Below are 24,795 nucleotides of genomic sequence, written 5' to 3' on the forward strand. Positions count from 1 at the left end.
TGCGGTTGCTTACAGGTTTTTGTAGAGCCATTTGGGCATGTAGTACTTGCGCCGGTTGAAGACGCTGCCCACCAGTTTTGCGCCAGCCTGAGTCAGGCGCTGGGCTGCGGCCTGGGCCACCTCCCAGCGTGTGTCTTCGGCGCGCACCACCATGATCACGCCGTCCACCAAGGTGCTGATGACCAACGTGTCGGTGGCCGAATACACCGCGTCGCCGTCGATCACCACGAAGCGATAGCGATCGCCCAACTGGTTGAGCAACGGGGCCAGTTGTTCGGTCGTCAGGTGCTCGGCGCCGCGGATGTGCCGCCCGTTCGGCAGGATGTGGAAGGGCAGGCTGGAAACATTCACCAGGCAGTCCTGCAGCAGCGGCGGTGAGTCGTTGAACAGCAGGTCTCGAAAGCCGCGCTCTTTGGTCAGCCCCAGCTGTTGCGTGAGGTTGCCCTCCGACTGGCTGGCGTCGACCAGCAGCACTTGGCCGCTGCTCATTGACGCCAGTTGGCTGGCCAGCGCCAGGGCGCTGGTGGTGGTGCCGGCGCCTGGATTGGCAGCGGTCAGGAAGAGGATCCGCAGATCCAGGTCGAGCACGGTCGAGGTCAGGTTGGACTCGCTCGGGCTGGCGATGGTCAGGCTTTTGTTCGATGAACCGTCCATTTAACTCGCTCCGTGGCCGCTGAATACTTTGAAGGGGGTTTTCAACAGGATCTTCAGATCAAGCAAGAGGCTCTGCTCGGCGATATAGCTGAGGTCCAACTCAACGCGCTGGTCGAAGTCGATATTGCTGCGCCCGGATATCTGCCACAGGCCGGTCATGCCGGGGTAGATGCTCAGGCGTGCAAGGTGGCTGTCCTTGTAGCGATAAGCGTTGAACGAGGTCGGTCGGGGACCAACCAAACGCATGTCGCCGCTGACCACATTGATCAGGTTGGGCAACTCATCAAGGCTGCTGCGCCGCAGGAAGCTACCGATAGGGGTAATCCGCGGGTCGTTGTCGATCTTGAAATCGATGGCATCGGCGCCGTGCTTGTTCAGATGCCGCAAGGATTCCTTGAGCTCTTCGGCGTTGGTCACCATGGTGCGGAACTTGTACATGCCGAACAGGCGGCCGCGGTAACCGGTGCGCTTCTGCACGAACATCACCGGCCCCGGGCTGCTGAACTTGATCACCAGCGCCAGGCCCAGCAGCACAGGGGACAGCAGCAGCAGAATCACCAGCGCGCCAAGGCTTGCAACCACTCGGTTGGTTCGCGACAGCGTCCAGGGCCGACCACCGTCACGGCCGGTCATCCAGCCGCGGCCCTGCATGTGGATCGCCGTGTCCAGGCGCATTCGGTGTTCGGGGTCCAGGCGTTTGTCACGCAGCATGTGATTGAGCAACACGCCTTTTTCATGTCCAGTCATAGAGTCCTCCGCTGAAGCCCTTGCGCGAGTGGCGAGTGGGCGTTGCGCAGTGGGTAGTAGTCACGGAACCAGGCGATGAATCGTCCGAGTCCTTCATCCAGCTCGATCCGTGGCTGGAAACCGGTGGCCTGGGCCAGATCGCTGGCATCGGCGCAGGTGTTGAGCACGTCGCCCGGCTGCAGGGGCAGCAACTCGACGAGGGCTTTTTGTCCGAGGTGTTTTTCCAGCAGCGCCAGGTAGTCCTTGAGCTCCACTGGCTGTTGTCCGCCAATGTTGTAAATGCGCCATGGCGCCATGCTGCTGGCCGGGTCAGGTTGTTCGCGGTTCCACTGCGGTGCTGGTTGGGGGGCGCGCTCGATCAGGCGGGCGATGCTCTCGATGATGTCGTCGATGTAGGTGAAATCACGCTGGTGCTGGCCGTAGTTGAACAGCTTCAGCGGCTGCCCTTCGGCAATCGCCCGGGCGAACTGGATCGGCGACATGTCTGGCCGGCCCCAAGGCCCGTACACCGTGAAAAAACGCAAACCGGTGCAGGGAATGCCGAACAGATGGCTGTAACTGTGAGCCATCAGTTCGTTGGCTTTTTTGGTCGCGGCGTACAGCGACAACGGGTGATCGACGCCGTCCTTGACCGAGTAAGGCGTGTGCTGGTTGGCGCCATACACTGAACTGGACGAGGCATAGATCAAGTGCTTGACCGGGTGGTGGCGGCAGCTTTCGAGAATGTTCAGGAACCCGCTCAGATTGCTGTCGACGTAGGCCCGGGGATTTTCCAGGGAGTAACGCACCCCGGCCTGGGCCGCGAGGTGAATCACCACCTGCGGTTGTTCAGCGACAAACAGTGCGTCGAGGGCCGTGGCGTCGGCCACATCGACTTTCGCGAGCTGGAAATCGCCGACTTGCTTGCGCACCCAATCCACGCGGTCGTGTTTGAGTTGCGGGTCGTAGAAGTCGTTGAAATTATCCAGGCCGCATACCTCATGCCCGTCGCGCAACAGCCGCAACAGGCAATGGGCGCCAATGAAACCGGCCGCTCCGGTGACGAGTATTTTCATGGCCGTGGCGCCTCGGGAACGATGTGCCGAAGCCCGATACCGCTGTAGTGCAAACCGGCCGCCGCCACGTGCTCCGGGTTGTAAAGATTGCGCCCGTCGACAATCACCCGCGCGCGCAATTTACTCGCCAGCAGATCGAAGTCGACCACGCGGAAGTTCTTCCACTCGGTGCAGATCACCAGCGCGTCGGCATCTTCCAGGGTGTCGTCGCGGGTGGCGCACAGGTGCAGGTCATTGCGGTAGCCGTAAATGCGCCGGCACTCGGACATGGCTTCCGGGTCGTAAGCCTGCACGCTCGCACCTTCGGCCCACAGCGCCTCCATCAGATAACGGCTGGGCGCTTCGCGCATGTCATCGGTATTGGGCTTGAAGGCCAGGCCCCAAATCGCGATGGACTTGCCGACCAGGCCATCGGGAAACAGCGCCTGCAGTTTGCTGAAGAGGATGTGCCGTTGGCTGTCATTCACATCGGTGACGCTACGCAGCAGGCGCAATGACATGCCGTGATGTTCGGCGGTGTGCAGCAGAGCCCGCAGGTCTTTAGGAAAGCACGAGCCGCCGAAACCGCAGCCGGGGTAGATGAAGTGGTAACCGATGCGCGGGTCCGAGCCGATGCCTTTGCGCACCGCTTCAATGTCGGCTCCCAGCAACTCGGTGAGGTTGGCCAGTTCGTTCATGAAACTGATGCGGGTGGCGAGCATTGCGTTAGCGGCGTACTTGGTCAGCTCGGCGCTGCGGTTGTCCATGAACATGAGCTTTTCGCGGTTGCGGCAGAACGGTGCATAGAGTTCGCTCAACTGGTTGCGCGCTTCATCGTCATTGGTGCCGACAATGATCCGGTCCGGGCGCATGCAATCGGCCAGGGCGCTGCCTTCCTTGAGAAACTCCGGGTTGGACACCACCCGCACGTTCAACGCTTTTTTGCCACGGCGTTGCAGTTCTTCGTTGGCAGCGATCGCCACTTGGTCCGCAGTGCCCACCGGCACGGTGGACTTGATGATCAGGGTGCGATCGGACTCCATGAAACTGGCGATTTGCCGAGCGACATTCAGCACATGGCTGAGGTCGGCGGAACCGTCTTCATCGGCGGGAGTGCCCACCGCGATGAAAATCAGCTCCGCGTGTTCGACCGCGTCACTGGCCTGGGTGGAGAAGAGCAGGCGACCGGCCTTGATGTTGTCTTCCAGGGTGCTGGACAGTCCCGGTTCGCTGATCGGGGGCACGGCTTGTTGCAGTTGCTTGATCTTGTTGAGGTCAATGTCGACGCACAGCACGCGATGTCCCACATCGGCCAATGCCGCGGCTTGTATAAGACCGACGTAACCCGTACCAAATACGCTCACGTCCATACTGGCGTGCCTCGTAAAACGGTGGATGTAACTGAAATGAGACTGTCAAAAGGGGTATAGCCCAGCCGTGGGAAAGCGAGTCAGCAAAATGACGGGTAGCGCGACCGGGAAAACCCCGGTTTGACGGGCTTTTTGCCATCAAGTGCTTGCCGCTGCTGGATTTGCCGCGATTTTGAGGGGTTTGTGAGGGTTTTAAGAAAACGATAAACGGTCGTAGGGCTTGAAACACAAGGGTTACAGACACTTGAGTGTGTCAGATTCGAGGCAACGTTTTTTTGACGCTTTGGGGAAAAAACCGGCATTTCTTGCGCTTCGAGGGCTCGGTGCTAGTGTCAGAAAATGGCCGACAATCCATTGGCCACGGAGGTGCTGTAATCACCATGATCCGTTACCTCAAGGAACTGTTACTGGTTCTGTATTTACTCAAGAGTTACGACTACTACCTCGATCGTCTTGACGCGCTGGGCATCGGTTTTCCTGTGCTGCTGTATGGCGCAATGTTCGTCGTGCTGACAGTGGCGTTGTTCATGACCGCGTACATCCGCCAGACGCTGATCCGTCATCTGTTCGCGTTGGTGATGTCTGGCTCGGCGGTGTTCTTCGACGTCTATACGCAAGTGACTGCCGGTTACATGACCTACAGCAGTTTTGTGTCGCTGGTGTATTCCGGTGGCTTCATTCAAGAGGCCGTGTACCAGTACCGCGATGCAATCATCAGCGCGATGGTCAGTGGTTTGTTGCTGCTGTTCGGTATCGGGCTCAAGCCGCGGCGACGGGCGCCATTACCGGGTGCACTGTTGGTGGCGGCGCCAGTGTTCGGGGTACTGATGCTCAGCACCGTGCTGTTCGTGCGGGCCGGCGAGGGCGCCCGTGGCTTGCCGATCATGTACACACCGTTGGCCTATCTGAATCTGTTCACCTATGAAGCGCTGCACAACACCGTCGGGCCGCGTGAGCCAGTGAGCCTGTCGCGCGTCGATCAGCCGGTGGGGCACGACATTGTGCTGATCATCGACGAGAGCATTTCCGGCAACTACCTGGACATCAACACGCCGTTCGGTGTGCACAGCAATCTCAAGGAACCGCGCCCGGGCGTGGACATCTTCAATTATGGCTACGCGGCGTCCATCGCCAATTGCAGCGCCGACACCAATGTCACCCTGCGCTACGGTGGCACCCGCGCCGACTACATGCGGATCAACAGCACATTGCCGTCGATCTGGCAGTACGCAAAAAAAGCCGGGCTGCGCACCGTTTACATCGACTCCCAGCGCACGGGCGGCAACTTGCAGAACCTGATGAACGCTGCCGAGCAAAAGGACATCGACGAGTTCGTGCAATTCGACCGCACCAGCGTGCGTGACCGCGACATGGCAGCGGCGGCCAAGCTGATTGAGTTGCTCAACGACGGTAAGCCGGAGCTGGTAGTGATCAACAAGGTCGGTGCGCATTTTCCGGTACACGACAAGTACCCGGACGCCTTTATGGCTTACCGCCCGACATTGCCCCGCGGGCAGTTCGTCGAAGTGGCGGACACGGGCACACGCGATGGTTTCAACGGTCAGCCGGATGATTGGTTGCTGTACCGCAACGCCTATAAAAATACCGTGCTGTGGAATGTCGGCGAGTTCTTCGCACGGGTGTTTGCTCAGGCGGATCTGAGCCATGCGCTGCTGATCTACACCTCTGATCACGGGCAGGATCTGCACGAGCGCGGTAACCCGGGGCTCAATACGCACTGCGGTGATGATCCGGTGGAGGAGGAAGGGTTGGTGCCGTTGGTGGTGATTTCCGGCAGCGATTTGCAGACCCTGGACTGGCAGGCGCAATTGCCGGCCAACAAGGATCGCTCCAGCCACTACAACATCTTCCCGACGTTGCTGCAGGTGATGGGTTATGACCTAGCGGGGATTGAGGCGGTGTATGGCAAACCCTTGAGTGTGCCGACGGGGGACGATTTCACCTTTAACTATCGTTTCAATGCACGGTTGGGGGCCAAGCCAGAGTGGAAGCACATTGACCTGAACAGCATTGTGACGCCGGGGCGGGTGGTGCCGAGTGTGGCGGTGGGGCAGTGAGGTTGTTTGTTGGCTAAGCCGGCCCCTTCGCGAGCAAGCCCGCTCCCACATTTGATGGGTGTGAACACAGATTTTGTGTACACCGGCGATCCCTGTGGGAGCGGGCTTGCTCGCGAAGAACGATAACGCGGTCCCGCTGCCGTCCGCTATCCTAGGCCCACTGCCTTCAACGAGTCTCCCCTCATGCTTTCGGTCCAGGGCGTCTTCAAAAGCTACGCCACCCCCCAAGGCCCGCTGCCGGTATTGCAAGGCGTCGACCTCACGTTGAAACCCGGCAGCAGCCTGGCGCTGATGGGTGAATCGGGCAGTGGCAAGAGCACCTTGCTGCACCTGATCGCCGGGCTGGACAAGGTCGATCGCGGCAGCATCCGCAGCGGCGAGCATCGGCTGGAGCAGATGAACGAAAGCCAATTGGCGAACTGGCGGCGGACCGAAATCGGTCTGGTGTTCCAGCAGTTCAACCTGATTGGCAGTTTGCGCGTTGAAGACAATCTGGCGTTTCAGGCACGTCTGGCCGGGCGCCACGATCCACGTTGGCAGGCGCATCTGGTGCAACGTCTTGGGTTGGGAGATTTGCTGCGGCGCTATCCGGAGCAACTGTCTGGTGGGCAACAGCAGCGGGTCGCCTTAGGTCGCGCCCTGGCATCGCAACCCAAACTGCTGCTGGCCGACGAGCCCACCGGCAGCCTCGATGAAGCCACCAGCGATGAGGTGTTGAAGTTGTTGCTGGAACTGCTCGACGACAGCCCGACAACTTTGTTGATGGTCACTCACAGCCCACGGGTCGCCGCGCGGCTGGCAGACAAAGTGGTGCTGCACGGTGGCCGTCTGGCTGGCGCGGACGAGCGCTGAAGTGCGGGTTTTTCGTGAGACGCTGCGGGCGCTGCTCAGCCATTGGCGACAGCACCCGGTGCAATTTTTCAGTGTGCTGACCGGGCTCTGGCTCGCCACCAGCCTGCTGACCGGCGTGCAAGCGCTGAACAGCCAGGCGCGAGAAAGCTACGCCCGAGCCAGTCAGCTGATCGGCGGCGAACCGCAAGCCAGTCTCACGGCACTCGGCGGTGGGGTGTTTTCCCAGCAAGTGTTTGTCGATCTGCGTCGTGCGGGTTGGCCGGTATCGCCCGTGTTGCAAGGCCGGTTGACGCTCAAGGGTCATGAAGAGCAGCGCTTGCAGTTAATGGGGATTGAGCCGGTGTCGCTGCCGGCTGGTTCCGCAGTGGCCGGGCGGTCGTTGCCGATCGAGCTGATCGTCGAGTTTTTCACCTCGCCTGGCAGCACCTGGATTTCACCGCAGACTTTACAGGCGTTGGGCTTGCGCGAAGGTGAAACCCCGGTAGCCCGGAGTGGAGTCACCTTGCCGCCGCTGCGTGCCCAGACCGACATGGCGCCCGGTGTGTTGCTGGTGGACATCGGCTTCGCCCAACAGATTCTGCAATTACCCGATCAATTGTCACGCCTGCTGCTGCCCAAGGATTTCACCGCGACCCTGCCTGATGAGCTCAAGGGCCAACTCCAGTTCAAAAGCAGCGGCGAAGAAAACAACCTCGCGCGCCTGACCGAGAGCTTCCACCTGAACCTCGATGCCTTGGGCTTCCTGTCGTTCGTGGTCGGTCTGTTCATCGTTCACGCGGCGATCGGCCTGGCGCTGGAGCAACGCCGAAGCTTGCTCAGAACCCTGCGCGCCTGCGGGGTCAGTGCCCGCATGTTGATTGCCTGCCTTGCCGTCGAGCTGGGTGCTCTGGCGCTGATCGGTGGTATCGCCGGCGTCGTCAGCGGCTACCTGCTGGCCGGCGTGCTGTTGCCGGACGTCGCCGCCAGCCTGCGCGGCTTGTACGGCGCCGAAGTGCCGGGGCAGTTGAACCTCAGTCCGCTGTGGTGGTTCAGCGGTATCGGCCTGAGCCTGTTCGGTGCCTTGCTGGCCGGTGCCAACAGTTTGCTGCGGGCGGCGCGTTTGCCGTTGCTGGCGCTGGCCAATCCGCAAGCCTGGCACCTGGCCCACGCGCGCTGGTTGCGGCGCCAGGGGTGGGTCGCGGCGATGGCGACGATGATCGCGTTATTGGCGTTGATCTTCGGCGACAGCCTGAGCAGCGGCTTCGTGTTGATGGGCGCGTTGTTGATTGGCGCCGCACTGGCCTTGCCGGTGGTGTTGAACAGTGTGCTCAACTGGGTGCTTGGGCGCAGTCGTTCGGTGCTCGGCCAATGGTTTCTCGCCGACTGCCGCCAGCAACTGCCGGCCCTGAGCCTTGCCTTGATGGCGCTGTTGTTGGCGCTGGCGGCAAACATCGGCGCCGGCAGCATGACCGCCGGTTTCCGTCAGACCTTCAGCAACTGGCTCGAACAACGGTTGACCGCCGAGCTGTACCTCAATCCGCAAAATCCCGCCCAGGCTCGAGAACTGCACACCTGGCTCAAACAACAACCCCACGTCAGCGCGGTGCTACCGAACTGGCAGGTATCGATCCAGTTGCAGGGCTGGCCGGCGGACGTCTTTGGCGTGATCGACCACCCGACTTATCGTCAGCACTGGCCGCTGCTGGAAGCCTTGGGCGACAACCCTTGGGAGCGACTGGCCAAGGACGACGCGCTGATGCTCAGCGAACAATTGGCCCGGCGGTTGAAGGTACGGCTCGGTGATCACCTGACGATCCCCACGCCGAATGGCCCATGGTCGCCGCGGATCGTCGGGATCTACGCCGACTACGGCAATCCCAAGGGGCATCTGCTGGTCAACATTAATCATCTGCTGCGCGGCTGGCCGCAGTTGACGCCCAACCGTTTCAACCTGCGCATCGACCCGGCATCGATCCCCGGGTTCCTGACCGCGCTGCAAGCACGCTTCGCCCTGGACGACAGCCGTATCGTCGATCAGGTCCGGCTCAAGGGCTGGTCCACGCAAGTGTTCGAACGCACCTTCGCCGCCACCGCCGCGCTCAACAGCCTGACGCTGTGCGTCGCGGGCGTGGCACTGTTCATCAGCCTGCTGACCCAGAGCCAAAGCCGCCTTGGGCAACTCGCGCCACTGTGGGCGCTGGGCGTGACTCGGCGCCAATTGATGCTGCTGAACCTCGGGCAAACCTGGTTGCTGGCGGTACTGACGCTGGTGCTGGCGTTGCCCTTGGGCATCGCGTTGGCGTGGTGCCTGGACACGGTGATCAACGTTCAGGCCTTCGGTTGGCGCTTGCCGTTGCGGGTGTTTCCGTTGCAACTGTTGCAGTTGATGGGCCTGGCCTTGCTCGCGACCTTGCTCGCGTCGGCGTGGCCGTTGTACTCGCTGTATCGCACGCAACCGGCGGATCTGCTGAGGACGTTTGCTCATGAAGATTAAGGTCGGTGTGTTGTTACTGGCCGCGCTGCTGAACGGCTGCGACAACACCCCTGCACCGGAAAAAGGCTTCGCCGGCCTCGGCCATCAGGCCGCCGCATTTACCCCAGTGGTGCCCGGCCGGGTATTCAGCTTCCCGGCGGATCACGGCCCCCACGATGGCTTTCGCATCGAATGGTGGTACGTCACCGCCAACCTCAAGGACGATCAGGGCCAGGAATTCGGCGCGCAATGGACACTGTTTCGCAGCGCCTTGAAAGCGACCCCCGAGCAACCCGGCTGGGGCAATCAGACCATCTGGCTGGGCCACGCGGCCGTGACTTCCGCCACGGTACATCACGCCGCCGAACGCTACGCCCGAGGCGGCGTCGGCCAGGCCGGCGTGAGCCTGGCGCCGTTCAAGGCATGGATCGACGATTGGCATTTCAGTAGTCAGGCCAGCAATGAAAATCCGCTGGCGGACCTGCAACTCAGCGCCCGCGACAAGGCTTTCAGCTACCAATTGCGACTGACCTCCACACGTCCACTGGTGCTTCAGGGCGACAAAGGCTTCAGCCAGAAATCCGAACAAGGCCAGGCGTCGTACTACTACAGCCAGCCGTTTTTCCAGGCCAGCGGAACCCTGGAAATCGACGGCAAAACCTACACGGTCAGCGGCCCGGCCTGGCTCGACCGCGAGTGGAGCAGCCAACCCCTGACCGCCAACCAGACCGGTTGGGACTGGTTCTCCCTGCATCTGGACAGCGGCGAACAGGTCATGCTCTATCGCATGCGGCAAAAGGACGGCGCGCCGTACCTCACCGGCACCTGGATCGATGCCCAAGGGCAAACGCAGTTATTGCATGCCGACGACATCAGCCTCACCCCACAGGAGAAGGCCAATGTCGCTGGCCGTTCGATGCCTGTGAGCTGGTCGATCAAGATACCCGCCAAGCACCTCGATATCACAATCGGTGCCCTCAACCCCAAGGCCTGGATGGACTTGCGCATTCCCTATTGGGAAGGACCGGTGCGGCTGAGCGGCAGCCATGGCGGGCAGGGGTATCTGGAGATGACCGGGTATTAAGATCAAAAGAGGGTTATGCCTATGCCGCAATGTCGCGGGTGTACTCGGTCGGTGTAGGAGCTGCCGAAGGCTGCGATTTTTTGATCCTGCTCAATGCGTCCAATCCACAGGAACTCCCAGAGGCCTCCATCTCTCTACCGTAATAATACCGGCAGGAGCCCGCCGTGAACGTTGCCCACGAAGTCGACGATCCCGAAGCCTGAACACCACCCACATCGACCTGAAGAAAAACCAGCTGACCTTCCAAAACCCGGCCGGCCAATCCAAAACCGTCAACGTCGAAAGGCCTGAAGTCCAGGCGAAACTGAAAGATCTGAAAGTTGGGCAGAGCGTTATGGTGACCTATACCGATGTGCTGAAAGTAACCAGCCAACACCCAAGCTGATCATTACTTGTACGTATTGATTGTTCTTGTACAAATAATTGTATAAGAACAATCATTTTTAATGGTCGAACTGGTGAGTTTAAGAAGTTTGTATCTGAAGTTTTAGCAAAGGCTTACGAAATATCACGTGCATAAATTTCATGTTTATACCGAGGACATATCGGCCAAATTCTATTAAAATCCTTCCCGTTCGCCCGGTGTCAGGGCTCTTTACCGGTGCATGGATTGCCAGGCCATTACACTGGGCGAACACCTCCTCTGGAACGCAATGTTTAAAAGTTTCGGATATAAAAAATGGGCGACCTTGAAGTCGCCCATTTTTATTGGCTGGGTTAAAGCTGTGGCGCCGGACACCCTACCGGGGGGCTGTAATGGCGTTTGTAGCCTGAGTCCATTTCAACCCGAAATTGTATCCATTATCGGCGTGCTGGCCTGGAGCTGCTGCCGGTAGTTGGTTGCACGCTGTAGCACGCGGGTCAAGGCCTGAAAGGTCGCCGGTTTGGTTAAAATGTCATTGGCACCGGCGGCCCGGAAACGTTCTATCTCGCCCGAAAAAGCACTCGCGGTGAAAGCAACGATGTAGCAAGTATCGCCCAGTGGTCGTTTGCGGATTTTACGGATGGCCGTTAGCCCATCCATGACAGGCATGTTGATATCCATAAAAATGATATCTGGGGTCGAAGTCATGCACTGATTGACCGCCTCCAAGCCATTTGACGCAAGACCGGGTGCATAGCCCAACTCTTGTAACATCGCCATTGCAACTTTCTGACTCACGGGATGGTTTTCCACCAGCAGAATATCGAGCGGGTAATCCTCGGCAAAGGATGAGTCGAAATCAACCGATGCATGATCATCCCGGATGGGTAGTTCCGAGACTGAAAAAAGCTCCATGGGGAGTGAGAAGGAGAACGTCGATCCGACGCCAGGCTGACTGGTAAAGGATAAAGTCCCCTGCTGCGCCTCGACCAGATTTTTGCAGATGGAAAGACCGAGCCCACTCCCGGTAAAGCGTTGACTGGCCGGTCCTTTAAACTGAGCAAAGGGCTTGAACAGGCTGTCTTGCCGTTCCATTGGGATACCTATGCCGGTATCGCGTATGGAGAATTCGAGTCGGGCCCGAGTGCCGTAACCGCTAGTCGTGACCATGAGCGATACTTTTCCGGCTTCGGTGAATTTAACCGCATTGCCCAGCAAGTTGATCAATATCTGGCGCAGGCAATTGGTATCGGTTTTGACCAAGGGAGGTACGTCTGGTGAGACCAGGGCCTCAAGTACAATTGGCTTGTCCTGAATGTTTTGCCGGATCATTTCAATACTGGATGAAACCAGAGCTCTGATTTCGAAGACACGAGGCGTCAATTCAAGTTTTCCCGCTTCGATTTTTGCAAGGTCGAGAATGTTGTCGATAAGAGACAGCAGGGCTCGCCCGCTTGTATTAATCGTTTGTAGCAGACTGCTTTGCTCGCGGTTCAGGGCGGACCTCGCCAGCAACTCCGTCGCGCCGATAACACCGTACATGGGCGTGCGAATTTCATGACTCATGGTGGCCAAAAATCTGGTTTTTGAACGATCAGCGTCCTCGGCGGCATTTTTTGCCTGATTCAATACCTCTTCGTTTATTTGCAATTGCTGGAGATGAGCGCGCATGCGTATAAGGCTGAAGACGAGAAATACCAGAATGGCCAGGATGATATGCTGCAGGGAGTCTTGATTAAGTTGCTGGTAGTAATCCGCCAACGTCATCTCCGCACCCGCAATATAAATCGTACCGTCCTGCGATCTCATCGGGACGAAGACGGCGCGAAAATCTCCCCAGTGATCCGAGTAGTCGATCCAGGTGGGTTCGGTGCGCTCAAAACTGTCGAGCAAAGCCTGACTGGCATCCGGGTAGGGATCGAAAAAGCGTACGAAATTCTTCTCCAAGATCTCTTTTTTCGATGCGCTGGAGCTGACTAGATAAGCCTCGCCCGAGCGTTTGACCACACTGTAGACAAAAGCAGTCCCCATGGAATCGTTGAAGCTGGAGAGCCGTTGAATGGCATTCCAGTCCTCCGCCTCGGATTTGGACTGTTTGTCGATCAGATTGTCATGGTAGCGATCGCCAAGGATGGCCGAAGCGCCCAACGCGGCATGCAGCAGCTTGTTATTAATATTGTCAGTGAGGATCCCTTGAGTCTCGACGTAGAGGTAGTAGATATAGCCACTGACACCTACTATGTAGACCAAGAGAAAAATCCACGTTTTCCGCTTGAGTTTGAACATAAATCACAGCCTCCATACTGTAGGCCCAAGCATAATTTGAAGGCGAGCTGAAAACCATTGTTTTGTTTTTTGCTATTTTCAGGTGAGGCGTTACTTGACCGAATAGCCAGTTTTTTTACTCGCCGATTTTTTGGATTGATCAGAAATTTAAAGACAGTTTTTAACAAACTCTTGTGAAGTGCAGCGTGTATAAGTCTGGGCGGCGATGTTTAAATGTGTCGGACATAAAAATGGGCGACCTTGAAGTCGCCCATTTTTATTGGGAAATTTAAAGCTGCGCCTGTAGCCGCCGCCCGACCACATCCAGCAAATCGCAACCATCGCGCAACGGGAGTGCCAACACCCGCGCAAACTCTTGCAACAGCGCAGCATCACCACCAATCGCTTCGCCCAGGGAAAGCGTTTCCAATAGTTGAGTGACGCTGCGAATGCGATACGCCGCCGTGTCGTGCAACACGTCGACAGGCGCTTCGGTGTCGATCAGCAGGGAAGGGATCGTGCAGTCGATGCCGGTAATCGGCATGTATCGAGTCATGGTTGAACCTCCTCAGCGTCGGACGCCCCACCGGGTGGATCGAGGTTGTCCAGCGCCCGGTTTACCAATAACTCGCCCAGTACGGCCAATTGCTGAATCGATAGCGCCAGACTGCGGTGCGAGCCTTCGAGTTCGCGGGCAAAGTCAGTGGTCAGCACGTTGAGCGAGGCGAGGGTTTCGTAGGCGTGGCTTAGCAGGGTTTCGGTGTCAATGTTGGGGAGGAGGGTGAAAACGTGGCTGATGGGGTCGGGATTTTGTGGGTCGCGGAGACGGGCGCTGATGGTGCGTTGGGTTGCTTGGCTGAGTTGATTGGGGTCGAGGGATTCGGGTGGAAATTTTTTCATCGTGAAGCTCCTGAAACAATGGAGCCGCAAAGCGGCATTTGCATGCCTTGATCGTGTTCGGCCTGTCAAAACCGGTCGCTGAGGTTGCAGCGGCTGGGGGAGGTTATCTGGGGAAGAAGGGGTGTACAAGTTCATTGGGAGCGACGGGTTTTGTGGGAAATGTCCGATGCTTTTGTCAGCCGTCCCGAGGGGCAGAAAAATTGAGTCAGATTTGGTTTTAAGTGAACTCGGGTTTTTTATCGCTCATGTAAACTGAGGGTCCACAAAGTAGTGGATATTTCGTTGTGAATTCAATTATCGAGCTGTTGTTCGAAGCGTGAATCGTGAAGAGATTTTCGCTCTGAGTGATTCTTATGCTAAGTTTTTCTTTTGTAGGTATATTTTTGATCGTCAGGTTGCTGATTTCGCTGCAGTTTAAACCGATGCAACATGTATTGAATTCAGCCTTTTTCCATTTTGCGGGAGGGGCGTCAGGGAGCTCTTCGATGTCAAATTCCAGTATTATCGTTGGTCTGTTGTTGTCGATATTTACTGTGGAAAGTTCAATGAAGCCGATTGGTACGGGGCTTTTGAAAATCTGATTGAAAAAAATGCTGCCATCGATATCGTTCCAGAACTTCATTTTTGCTCCTTGTGGCCAAACTTAGTGGGTAGATTTGTTTTTATGAACGAGTAGAAAATAAATCTGTCCCCTGTTCCTTGTCCTGTTCCTTCTCTTCTTTTTTTCGATTCGCCTTTCAGTCTAGCGGATAGTCACATGTCCAAGGTGGAGTGAATAGCTCTGGATTGATGTTGTTCTCTTGAAGGTAGTCATTTATCTCTTCTTCGGTTTCTAACGTTTGACACTTGATAATGGTAGCGTCTCTGCTTCCAATGCTATCTCTTGTTTCAATTATTGACTTAGGTATTGTGAAGTCTATTGCTACATATTTTGAATATTTTGCGTCTTCCAAGAACTTATAATAGAGCTCTCCTGGATATCTGTTTGTAAAATTCAAATGGTATACCGCGTATATAGCAATCCATCTGCGTAAGGAGTCGTCGTTTGTAGGGAGTTCTTGCGCGATTTCTGTATACGATTTCGCTTCCAGACCCCACCAGACTTTTCTTGGGATTATTTTTGGATTGCTCATTTTTGACCTTGAAATTGATTTGGTCAATCGAAAAAGTGACAGATTTATTTTTATGAACGCTTAGAGAAAGGTGACTAGAAAAATAAATCTGTCACCTTTTCTTTATAAGGACTGACTTTGCAACAAGCTCTGTACCGTACTCAGTCCAGTTTGACTCCTCCGAATCGCCGATCCATGAGTGAAGCTTTTCATAAGTCTCGTTTTTTTTCATAACCTTTCATGGGGTGACCCCTGTTGGATAAGATGAAATCACTGCACCGCTTTCTTGCGGTCACTTGCCATTTATGTTGGGTTTTGTTTTAAAAGCTTTGAATGATGTTTGGTATTTCAGTTTTGGTTGTTTTTATGGTGTCTAACATTTCAATTAAGGATTTTATTTTATCGCTATACTCTATTGGGGCGATAAGTTGTGCGGCTGAATGAGTATCGCTTTCTATGAAGCGGCCTACGAGGGTTTCTCGACTATTTGTTAAAAGGTCAAAGATGTTTTGCGAGGTGATGCCTTTGTCTGCTTTACTAAGCTGTTCCCATATAAGGTTGAGGTTAGGGGTGGACTTTTTGAAGATTAGAATTGTATTTCGATGCTGTGTTAACTCGTTTGGTTCGAACTTGTTGTCTAGGCTATTGCTGGATTGAATATATGAATATATTTTTGATGTTTCATTTTTTTTTATTAAATCTTCGTCGGTTAAGGTTTTTTCAATTTCTTTGCGTAGACGTACCTCTTGAATTTTATGTTGCTCCAAGGAGTAGCCAACTGTTCGCCATTTCATCACGATTGACCATTCGGGTGCCAAAGAATTAGTGACTTTGCTCCAAGTGCCCCATACTTCCAAAATGGACGGACCAAGAAATGAAAAAGTTATGAATCCGGGAGCAGTAGTATAGGTTGGTTGCTCCCATAGCTTTATTACTGGTTCACAAGTATAAAATGTGCTCATGGTTTTTCTTTCTTGAAGTAGGTGTGTGAGTTGTCTCCCTCTTTTAGGGCTGCTTTTGTACCTGTGGTCCCAGTGACTTCTGTATTGAAGTGTGGGCCTTCATTACCTTTCACGTGGCCAAGGGAGTGTTCGCGTATTGTCACAGTTCGCCCATCCTTGACCAAAAAGGGGACAGATTTATTTTAATTCGCATAGAAAATAAATCTGTCTCCTTTTCTTTCAATGTTGGCGGCGTGCTAGTCCGTGAATTCTAAGTGAGGTTGTCAGCGCCCCAATAAAATTTAAAAAACTCTGAATTTTAAGGGGCGAAAATTTAAATGTGAGATTAATTGGTCTTTTTTGGTTGCGTAAAAAATATAAGTTGGAGGTGGAATTGTCTATTTTTTTAACCATATTTTCTTGAATGTATTGGTTTAACTCTGATTCAACTGTAGTGAGGTTTGTGTATTTTGCATGTTTTTCTGGGAATTCGCATGCATAGTTATACAAGCGCCATGCGTCGAATCCATCGGTTCTTCCATTTGGCCCGAAATCGAAATCCACACAGTACTCCGGGTATTCGATCATGCATCCGTTCCCATGTAATTGATAGCTTACACCCTTAAAAATCTCTCCTCTTTGAGCTATTTTATTGTCATGCCATAATTGGTGTAGTGATCTCGAGCCGAATTTGTCTTCAAGCAACTGTAGTGAGGTTTCTACAGCGCCTAAAAAATCAAAAATTAATAATTTCAGATTTTTGTTAATCATCTTCTCAGCCAAAAGGGGAGCAGCCAAAAGGAACAGATTTATTTTCATGAGTGCGTAGAAAATAGATCTGTCGCCTTTCTTGTTATTTTTTTTTGGTTGCTAAGTTACTCTGAGTCCATAAGTGTTTTGTATTTCGCAAATGTAGTGATAGCTTGCTCGTCGCCATCAATTAAGTTTTCATAAAAGCTAATGTTTGTGGCCCATTCTTGGAATATAAGCGAGCTTTTGTATTTGTTGTTTTCTTGGGTTCGAAAGCTAAGTTTCCAATGAGAGGAAAGTCGCTCATCAATAATATCAAAGACATCAGCTGCATATGGTTTTGGATACTCATCATCTTCTTCTGCGCATATATAGAACCAAGGGCAGTTGTCTCGAAACTCGATGCCGTAAACCGTGTATTCCATTCCCAGTTGCAAGTCTAGCTCGCCGTCAGGCATGAATATGTAACGCTTTAAACGCATGACGGTTTCTGGTGCTGATATGTCATTCAGATTGTTGATTTTGCATACGACTTTCATTTGTCGATGGCTCCGGGTGGCACTGATGGGTCATTACCCCAAGGTTTTATATCATCGGTGCTGTGTTTTTTGAATTTGAAATCCATGAGCTCTCCGGTCTGCGGATTGCGTACATAATGTACTACGGAGTCATTTCCGTTCTTCGATTTTATCTTGAGCTCAATTTTATCCATTCCTTTAAAGGCAGGATCATTGAGGTTTTCGATAATAACGACGCCTCGACCTTCTTTAGCTGCCTGTAATGTCATCTGGTCTTGAATGCTTTTAGGTTCCCGACTCCACTTGTCCGGTTTTGGAGGGGCTGGAGGGGGAGGAGATCCTTCATTTACGGTCGCTTTAACTGGTGGATCTTCCAGTCTGATTTCCGGCTTGCTACCACCCGCTCCAGGACAGCTTGTCAACCCCATCGGATCCACCCACCCCGTAGGGTTAGGCACGTATTGGTAGTTGTTCAACCCACCCGCCAGCTTAATCGGATCCGGCGTCAGAAACCGTCCAGTCCCCGGATTGTAGTAGCGATGCCGGTTGTAATGTAAGCCTGTCTCGGCATCGAAATACTGGCCCTGAAAGCGCAGCGGGTTGTCGATTTCGGCGACGTCCAGCGCAGCGAGGTTGCCATAGGCGCGGTACTTGGCCGACCACATGATTTCGCCGCTGTAGTCGGTGAGTTCCTGCGGGGTGCCGAGGTGGTCGAGTTGGTAGTAGAACGGCGCGGCCTTTAGCGGGCCTTCGCCATCGAGCATCACCAGCGGGCGGAAGCTGCCGGGTTCGTAGATGTAGCTGCGATAGCGGTTGTCGCCGCTCTCGGCGATGAGGCGTTCGCCTTGCCACAGGAACTCGGTGGTGTGGCCGTCGACGGTCTTTTCGATGCGTCGGCCGAAGGCGTCGTATTTGTAGGATGCGACGCTGCCACCCGGCAGGCTGACGCCGATCAGGCGATGTTGGCAGTCGTAACGGTACTCGGTAACGAGTTTCTGCCCGGCGCCTCGGCGTTCGCGGATCAGGTTGCCGTAGGCGTCGTAGTCGTAATGACGGTCGCCCTGCATCAGCAGGCGGTTGCCCTTGACGTTGGCCAGGTTCGCGGTCGGCTCGTTGTTTTGGCCGAGGAGGTTGCCCGCCGGGTCGTGGGCGAAGCTTTCAGGCGTAGCGCCGCGTACGTTGATCAGGCGGTCAAGCGGATCATAGTGATAGCTGCGGTGGCCTTTGCGGCTGTCGTCGATGCCGGCGAGGTTGCCATTGGCGTCGTAGGTGTAGCGGCGCTGGAACAGATTCTTTTCGCGCTGGCTGACGCTGTGTGCTTGCAACCGACCCTGTTCGTCGTACTGGTATTGGCTGAGCAGCAGCCCTTGTTGACGCTGCTGTTCGCGGCCGGCGTTGAACTGGTGGCTGGTCAGGCGCGAACCATTGAGGTCGATGCTGCTCAGCTGGCCGCCAGGCTGGTGGCGGTAATCGAGCTTGCTGCCGTCCGGCAGGCGGCAGTGTTTCAGTTGGCCGACGCTGTCGTACTCGTAGCGCAGAGTGCCCCAGCCCTGGTGTTCGGTGATCAGGCGATCTTGCAGATCGTATTCGTAGGCGAGGGGCCAGTGGCTGTCGTCGACGTTGACAAGGCGCCCGAGGGCGTCATAGTTGTAGTGAATTTCTTCACCGTCAGCCAGGGTTTTCACCAGCAGACGGCCAGCAGCGTCGCGCTGGTACTCGGTTATCAGCTCGCTGCCATCGTCGCCGAATTCGGTTTTCTTCAGCAACCGACCGTTAAGGTCGTATTCATAGGCGGTACGGCGACCGTCGAAACCGGTTTCCTGCTGGATCTGGCCGTTCGGGTAATAGTCGAGGTGGTAGTGCTCGCCACGTTCGTTTTCGATCTCGGTGAGCAGCAGGCGCGAGTTGTCGTAACGGTAGCGCAGATGGCTGCCGTCCGGATTGATGCGGCGGCTCACGAGGTGCAGGTTGTCTGCGTATTCGTAGCGGGTGATGCGCCCGAGTTCATCCCGTTCGGCGGTGACGCGACCATACGGGTTATAGGTGAAGGCGCGGGTGGCGCCGCCCTGGAAGGTGATTTGTGTCAGGCGATCAACGGCATCCCATTGGTAATGGGTGATGGCGCCGGTTTCATCCTGACGTGTGATTTGTCGACCTAGCGCGTCATAACGGTACTTGCGTTGGCTGCCGTCGGGCAGGCGTTCTTCCAACAGTTGACCGAGGTTGTTCCAACCCAGTTGATGACGACTGCCATCGGGATGGCGGATTTCCAGCAAGCGGCCTTGACGGTCGTAGTTGTAGTGGGTTTCGGCGCCGTGAGGGTCTGTTTGCTGGGTGATATCGCCTTGACGGTTGCGCTCGTACTTCCAGCGCGCTTTACCTCGTTGGACATCAATGAGTTGACCATTGAAGTAGTTGTAACGGGTCGGTTCGTCTTCTGGCGGGATCACGGCCATCAAGCGCCCGGCATCGCTGTATTGATATTCGGTGATGGCGCCCATCGGGTCTTTTACTGCGACCAGACGTCCCTGATCGTCATAGGCTTTCTGCGTTTCCCCACCATCGGGAGCGGTCTCGCTGATCAAACGCGCATTCTTGTCATGCACGTACACATGCTCGCTGCCGTCGGAGTTGTAAGCAGTCACTGAACCTTTGTCATCCCACTCGTAACGCGCTTCCAGCTGCGAGTAGTTAGCCCAGTGGCGGACGCAACGGGAAAGCTTGCCTTCACGCTCCCATTCCCAGAAAAAACTGGCACCACCGGCCAGTTGCCGTTCCAGAATGACGTGCTGGTCGTTGTAGTGGTAATGCTCGGTTTCACCTGCTGCATTGGTCGAGGATACGAGCTGATTGCGCGTGTTGTAGCGGTAGGAGACCAAGGTCTGAATGGTTAGCCATGGATCCTGGCGTTCACCGCGGTCGTTATACTCGGAGCGTTGTTGCTGATGATCCACTGCGGCGATATGACGGTCGTCGTAACGCAACAGCAAGGCGCGGCCTGCACCGTTGTCGATGCGTTGAATGCGGTCGACAAAGTCATAACTGATATGCACCCGATTGTCATAGGCATCGCTGATGGTGATCAATCGCCCGGCACGGAAGTGATAGAAGCGTGCTTTTGGTCCCGCCTGGGTAAGGATTAACTCACCGGGTGCATCGCCCAAATAAATCGCCGCCTGCGCCAGGCTGTTGGTGATAGCCGGACGTTGTTCGGTTGGTATCGGGAAGCGGATCTGGCGGTTTTCGTTGTCCGTCCACAGCACACCTTCATCGTCCAGTTGCAAACGATGAGACAAGGAATGGCTCCAACCATGGCCAAGACGGCTGTCGATTTCGACCGCACTGCTTCGGTAAAGGCGCGTCCATTCCAGAGGCAACAACCCACCCAACTCGCCGTCGGAGAGGGTCAGCAGTTCCTCGCCGGTCACCATCGAAATCGGGTCGTCTTTGAGGCAGGTTTTGTTGGCACACTCGGTGGGTTGGTCAGCCGGGTTTTTCGATTGGTTTGGCGCGTTGTCGACCACCTCTTTTTGCTCGACGCGTGTGGCGCTTTCAGTTTTGCCGCGCGCCTGGATCTGCGCATCCGTTTCCACTTTTCCACCGGCGACAGGTGGCTTTTTCTTCGGCGCCATTGCTGTTTCGGCGGGTTTGGGCGGGGCGATCTCAACGTTGGCTTTACGCGCCGGGTTGAATGCCGAATTGCCATTAAGCAATAAAGGCCGAGCAGCCTCGGTATGCGGTGTGGCGCTTGTTTTGCTGACTTTCATCAGCATGCCGGTAAAATCTTCAATCAGTTTCACAACTTTGGCGCTGTTTTGCGTGGCTTTAACTACCTTCGTGCCAATACGCACGGCCAGGCCGAGACCACCGGTCAGGACCACACCAACCAGAATGTTCAGCAGGAACTCTGTGGTCAGCTGAGCCAGCACTTCTGTGCATGTCTGCGGTGGCAGCATCTTCACCCAGGCCATGATGGCGGCAACGTAGATCCACATTAGTGGTTCATCGCTGGCGATCAACAAGGCGGTGTGAATGGCCTCAGCGGAGGCGTCATAAATCTTCTTGATTTGCTCTTCGGTGAAGAAGTTTTTCAGCTTCTCGTAGTTCTCACGAGGATGCGCAATCAGGTTGTAGAGACTTTTGATATCACCCCACAAACCCATGATCGCTTTCAGAAAGCCTTCCCATGCGGCCTCCAGTTCCTGCAGGGCACGGCCACCCATCGAGGCATCGGTATGTGCCTGCCAAAGCGGTAGGAAACTGGTGCTCCATTCAGTCTGCAACCAGCCGCTCAAATCGCCGATCACGCCCTGATAGGAGTTGAACAGGCTGTCGATCTGCGCGCGTGTAGGGTTCGGGAAGAACGTGATTTTGTATTGCTGATTAGGCGTGAGGCCGGTGACTTCCAGAATCCCGGTCGAGTCGATTGTCTTGTTGATCTCCGGTCCGGCTTCGTTCTTGCCAATGAACCGGCCATCCACCACAGGCACCAGACGGACCGGCGTATTGCCGATCGGAACAAATCGCGCAGACTCGAAGCTATGCACAAGCGTGAGTTTGCCGTTTGCCGGGCAGTTGGCATAAAGGGTGTTTTCCTTTTTGCTGTCCTTGTCCTGAGTGTGGACCTCATCACCGACCCTGAATTGCTGTTCCGCGTCCAGGACTCCGCCGTACCAGGCCTCGGCATGCTCACGGTAATCCTTCAGACACTTTTTGAAGTCACTGATGATGGCCTGAGCATCAGGTTGTTTCGCTGTCAGGTTCCCAACGATCGAACCCATCAAAATGCTCATACAGCCACCTCATTTTCCAGATGGGCCTTCAACAGCCCGGTGAAGTTTTCTTCCGTGAATGGCGTGCGTTTTACGAAGCGCGCCACTTTTGTTCGCAGGTTGGGTTCGGGAAACGAGAAGTACAGGTCGGCGTGATCCTCCTTCAACCACTGCATCATGTTGCCGACTACGGTCGATGGGTTTTGCTTGGTCAGGCCATCCAGCAACGCCTTCGGAACCTCCCACCAAGGCCAATCCTTCGCCGGCGGCACCACCCTCGGTCCAACCTCCAGGCTTTTGCCATTAATCAGGTACCGATCAAACACCGGCAACACTTCCCCAGCGGCATCGCCGAGACCTTCCAGAATCGGGTAGATATGCCGCCCATCCCAGAACCGGAAAAACACTTCAGTCCCGTCCGGCATCCTCACCTGAGTGAGGCTACGCAGATGCTCGAACACCACGTTCGGTTCGCTGCGGGAAATGGCCAGCCACCCCCAATCGAGGGTGTCCGTTTCGGCAATCCATGACAGGAAGCTTGAGTTGGGTTTCAACTCGGTGAGGTAGGGCATCACTGGCTGCCAAGCCGCGTAGGGTGTACCGCCCCAGATCGGGATCGCCTGGGTTGTGGGTTCATTTTGGTAAAGCGTCTTGAGCGCTTCGGCATCGCTGGCGGCGCTGACGATCAGGTACAAACGTTCGCCCGTCTGCAACGGCCGTTCAGCCAGCCAAGCCTGTGGAGTCATCGGATCAGATCGCACAAACACCTGCCTTACACTTCTCGCACTCTTCACAGAACGGCGCATTACGTTTCAGCGTATTGATCTGCGCCGGGCTCAGCACCGCACCCGCCTTATCCGCATCCGCCTGCTTCAACACCCCCGGCAACAACGGCGCTGCCCCCGTCCCACTTCCCGGCCCACCCCCGGAGTTCATGTTGATCACCGGCCCGCTCAGCGTCACGCCGCTGGCGTCGATCTTGATGAAGCTGCCGCCGCCCTTGAGGGTCAGTTCGCTGCCGGCTTCGAGCACGACTTTCATGCCGCTGCTCAGGTGGATTTCCTGGCCGGCTTCGATGAACTGGCCGGTGCCGATCTTGATGTGCTGGTTCACGCCCACGGTGAGGTGGTCGTTGGCGCGGGTTTCGACTTTGCGGTCGGCGTAGACGGTGTGGTGTTCTTCGGCCTTGAATTCGCTGTAGCTGTTCTTCTCCACGGTGTCGTGGCGTTCGTTGCCGACGCGGATTTTCTGGTCGTGTTCGACGTTTTCGTCCCAGTCGCGCTGGGCGTGCAGGAAGATTTGTTCCTGGCCTTTCTTGTCTTCGATGCGCAGTTCGTTGTAACCGCCGCCACCCGGAGAGCTCAGGGTTTTGAAGGTGCTGCGGGTTTTGTTCGCCGGCAGGGCGTACGGGACGACGTTTTCCTTGTGGTACAGGCAGCCGCTGATCAGCGGTTGGTCGGGGTCGCCTTCGAGGAAGCTGACCAGCACTTCCATGCCGATCCGCGGGATGGCGATGCCACCGTAATGGGCGCCGGCCCAGGCGGAGGAGACGCGCAGCCAACAGCTGGTTTTGTCGTCGGCCTGACCTTCGCGGTCCCAGTGGAATTGCACTTTGACGCGGCCGTACTGGTCACAGTGGATCTCTTCACCTTTGGGCCCGGTGACCACGGCGCTCTGGTTGCCGAGGATCCGTGGCTTGGGGTGGTTCAGCGGCGGGCGGTTCGGCACGTCCCAAGGGGTGGCCTGGAAGCGGTTGCGGTAGCCCTGGTGGAAATCGTCCTTGAGGTTCGTCGTGCTGCTGGTGACCGACTCTTCCAGCACTTGCGGCTGTTTGCCTTCGTGGAGGATTTCGGTCAGCAGCCACAGGTCGTTCCACTTAGGCTTAGGGTGTTCGGTCAGGGCCAGGAAGTGGCCGCTGACCAGCAACGGCTGATCGCTTTTGCCTTCGACGAGCTGGAAGTCGCTACGGTGACGCTCGAGGGCGCGCTTGGCCAGGTGCTTGCCGCGTTCGCGGTCGATGAAGCGACCGGGGTAGTCGTAGTCTTCAAGGTCGGGCAGGGCGTCGCCACGGTGTTCGCTTTCCAGGGTCAGGCGCGGTTTTTCGAAGTCGTAGTCGCGGCGGGTGGTGCGGCTGGTGCGGGTTTCCAGGCGCAGGTCGAAGCGCTTGATCACCGGGTCGTTGGCGACCATACCGGAGTCTTGCTGGTAGGCCACGGGCGCGAGTTTCGGGAACACCGTCTGGTCATCGCCGAACACCAGCTTGTGGGCCGTGGCGCTGTGCTGGAAGTGGTAATGAATACCTTCTTCCTCGCACAGACGCTGGATGAACTGCAGGTCCGATTCATCGTACTGAACGCAGTAAATGCGCTCGGGATAAATCGCCCCGACTTTGAATTGGTAGGCGTTGCTCTGGATACCGTGCTCTTCGAGGACCATGCCGATGATTTTCGGCACGCTGAGGTTCTGGAAGATGCGTTGGTTGATGCGGTGCGCCAGGTAGGACAGCTGCGGACGCAGGGTCACGGCGTAGCGGGTCAGGCGTTTGCCGGAATCGCCTTGGGCGGCGCGGTAGATCTGGCCATGAATGCCGCTGCCGTCAGGCGAGAGCTGCAAAAAGGCCGGTTTGTGCAGCAGGGTCTCGAGGTCCAGGGACGGCTGTTCACTGACCAGCTCCACCTCAAACACAAAAGGCTGGCTGATGGCTTCCCGACCTTGCAGGGCAAGGACCTGGAGGTCGTTTTCCAGACCTTCGATAGTCAGGGCAAAGTGAGTCTGATTGGCCGGCGCGAACATCCCTTGTTCCTCGTGCAGTGCTGCGGCGCACGCCGGCACCCAAACGGGCGCTTGCGGACGCGAAAATTCCTGGAAGGCGCAAATGACATCGACCAGCAGAGCTGGCCGA

The 24,795-nt window shown here is 56.0% G+C and carries 20 protein-coding genes and 1 pseudogene; 5 read left to right on the forward strand and 16 right to left on the reverse strand.

Annotated elements, in window-relative coordinates:
* Positions 1-9 precede the first annotated feature (9 nt).
* The 4 genes from ACQKPC_RS06955 to ACQKPC_RS06970 are packed head-to-tail and all read right to left on the reverse strand — an operon-like array spanning position 10 to position 3,805.
* Positions 10-654 (reverse strand): CpsD/CapB family tyrosine-protein kinase, encoded by a 645-nt coding sequence (locus ACQKPC_RS06955; RefSeq protein WP_427623805.1) that lies wholly within the window; start codon positions 652-654, stop codon positions 10-12.
* On the reverse strand, positions 655-1,401 hold the full coding sequence (locus ACQKPC_RS06960; RefSeq protein ID WP_427623806.1) for a sugar transferase: 747 nt from the start codon (positions 1,399-1,401) through the stop codon (positions 655-657).
* Positions 1,398-2,456 (reverse strand): NAD-dependent epimerase, encoded by a 1,059-nt coding sequence (locus ACQKPC_RS06965; RefSeq protein WP_427623807.1) that lies wholly within the window; start codon positions 2,454-2,456, stop codon positions 1,398-1,400. Before ACQKPC_RS06965 ends, ACQKPC_RS06960 begins: the two co-directional genes overlap by 4 nt.
* Positions 2,453-3,805: a UDP-glucose dehydrogenase family protein gene (locus ACQKPC_RS06970; RefSeq protein WP_427623808.1), complete on the reverse strand. Its 1,353-nt coding sequence runs from the start codon at positions 3,803-3,805 to the stop codon at positions 2,453-2,455. Before ACQKPC_RS06970 ends, ACQKPC_RS06965 begins: the two co-directional genes overlap by 4 nt.
* A 380-nt stretch (positions 3,806-4,185) precedes the next feature.
* On the opposite strand from ACQKPC_RS06970, the gene ACQKPC_RS06975 reads away from it, so the two are divergent.
* From ACQKPC_RS06975 to ACQKPC_RS06995, 5 genes and pseudogenes are all read left to right on the forward strand, one after another.
* The gene (locus tag ACQKPC_RS06975) at positions 4,186-5,883 is read left to right on the forward strand and encodes a sulfatase-like hydrolase/transferase (protein ID WP_427623809.1); all 1,698 of its coding nucleotides are present in this window, start codon (positions 4,186-4,188) and stop codon (positions 5,881-5,883) included.
* A gap of 183 nt (positions 5,884-6,066) precedes the next feature.
* Positions 6,067-6,735 carry an ABC transporter ATP-binding protein gene (locus ACQKPC_RS06980; protein ID WP_008013141.1) on the forward strand — a complete coding sequence of 223 codons (669 nt, stop codon included), beginning with the start codon at positions 6,067-6,069 and terminating at the stop codon, positions 6,733-6,735.
* A gap of 1 nt (position 6,736) precedes the next feature.
* Positions 6,737-9,208, forward strand: a complete 2,472-nt coding sequence (locus tag ACQKPC_RS06985) for an ABC transporter permease (RefSeq protein ID WP_427623842.1) — start codon at positions 6,737-6,739, stop codon at positions 9,206-9,208.
* Complete coding sequence (locus ACQKPC_RS06990) at positions 9,198-10,271, forward strand: lipocalin-like domain-containing protein (protein WP_427623811.1); 1,074 nt, start codon at positions 9,198-9,200, stop codon at positions 10,269-10,271. Before ACQKPC_RS06985 ends, ACQKPC_RS06990 begins: the two co-directional genes overlap by 11 nt.
* A gap of 199 nt (positions 10,272-10,470) precedes the next feature.
* A pseudogene (locus ACQKPC_RS06995) lies at positions 10,471-10,656 on the forward strand (hypothetical protein); the annotation flags it as partial.
* Between the two features lie 396 nt (positions 10,657-11,052).
* Here ACQKPC_RS06995 and ACQKPC_RS07000 read toward each other — a convergent pair.
* From ACQKPC_RS07000 to tssI, 12 genes are all read right to left on the reverse strand, one after another.
* On the reverse strand, positions 11,053-12,921 hold the full coding sequence (locus ACQKPC_RS07000; protein WP_427623812.1) for an ATP-binding protein: 1,869 nt from the start codon (positions 12,919-12,921) through the stop codon (positions 11,053-11,055).
* A 268-nt stretch (positions 12,922-13,189) separates the two neighbouring features.
* Positions 13,190-13,456: a hypothetical protein gene (locus ACQKPC_RS07005; RefSeq protein WP_427623814.1), complete on the reverse strand. Its 267-nt coding sequence runs from the start codon at positions 13,454-13,456 to the stop codon at positions 13,190-13,192.
* Positions 13,453-13,800, reverse strand: coding sequence for a DUF6124 family protein (locus ACQKPC_RS07010; RefSeq protein ID WP_427623816.1), 348 nt, complete (start codon positions 13,798-13,800; stop codon positions 13,453-13,455). Before ACQKPC_RS07010 ends, ACQKPC_RS07005 begins: the two co-directional genes overlap by 4 nt.
* 217 nt (positions 13,801-14,017) lie before the next feature.
* Positions 14,018-14,422: an Imm50 family immunity protein gene (locus tag ACQKPC_RS07015; protein ID WP_427623817.1), complete on the reverse strand. Its 405-nt coding sequence runs from the start codon at positions 14,420-14,422 to the stop codon at positions 14,018-14,020.
* A 115-nt stretch (positions 14,423-14,537) separates the two neighbouring features.
* Complete coding sequence (locus ACQKPC_RS07020; RefSeq protein WP_427623819.1) at positions 14,538-14,933, reverse strand: hypothetical protein; 396 nt, start codon at positions 14,931-14,933, stop codon at positions 14,538-14,540.
* A gap of 299 nt (positions 14,934-15,232) precedes the next feature.
* Positions 15,233-15,874, reverse strand: a complete 642-nt coding sequence (locus tag ACQKPC_RS07025) for a hypothetical protein (RefSeq protein WP_427623821.1) — start codon at positions 15,872-15,874, stop codon at positions 15,233-15,235.
* Positions 15,871-16,038: an HNH/endonuclease VII fold putative polymorphic toxin gene (locus tag ACQKPC_RS07030; protein WP_427623823.1), complete on the reverse strand. Its 168-nt coding sequence runs from the start codon at positions 16,036-16,038 to the stop codon at positions 15,871-15,873. The genes ACQKPC_RS07025 and ACQKPC_RS07030 overlap by 4 nt, the downstream gene beginning before the upstream one ends.
* A 55-nt stretch (positions 16,039-16,093) precedes the next feature.
* A complete protein-coding gene (locus ACQKPC_RS07035) occupies positions 16,094-16,672 on the reverse strand; it encodes a DUF6896 domain-containing protein (RefSeq protein WP_427623824.1) in 579 nt (192 codons plus the stop codon).
* A 56-nt stretch (positions 16,673-16,728) separates the two neighbouring features.
* Positions 16,729-17,142, reverse strand: a complete 414-nt coding sequence (locus ACQKPC_RS07040) for a hypothetical protein (RefSeq protein WP_007900671.1) — start codon at positions 17,140-17,142, stop codon at positions 16,729-16,731.
* Entirely contained in the window at positions 17,139-21,914 is a 4,776-nt protein-coding gene (locus ACQKPC_RS07045; protein ID WP_427623825.1) for an RHS repeat-associated core domain-containing protein, read from the reverse strand. Before ACQKPC_RS07045 ends, ACQKPC_RS07040 begins: the two co-directional genes overlap by 4 nt.
* A complete protein-coding gene (locus ACQKPC_RS07050) occupies positions 21,911-22,639 on the reverse strand; it encodes a DUF4123 domain-containing protein (protein ID WP_427623826.1) in 729 nt (242 codons plus the stop codon). The genes ACQKPC_RS07045 and ACQKPC_RS07050 overlap by 4 nt, the downstream gene beginning before the upstream one ends.
* A gap of 4 nt (positions 22,640-22,643) precedes the next feature.
* Positions 22,644-24,686: a type VI secretion system tip protein TssI/VgrG gene (gene tssI, locus ACQKPC_RS07055; RefSeq protein ID WP_427623828.1), complete on the reverse strand. Its 2,043-nt coding sequence runs from the start codon at positions 24,684-24,686 to the stop codon at positions 22,644-22,646.
* Positions 24,687-24,795 lie beyond the last annotated feature (109 nt).

It is taken from the genome of Pseudomonas sp. NPDC089918 (assembly GCF_050280605.1).
Classification (GTDB): domain Bacteria; phylum Pseudomonadota; class Gammaproteobacteria; order Pseudomonadales; family Pseudomonadaceae; genus Aquipseudomonas.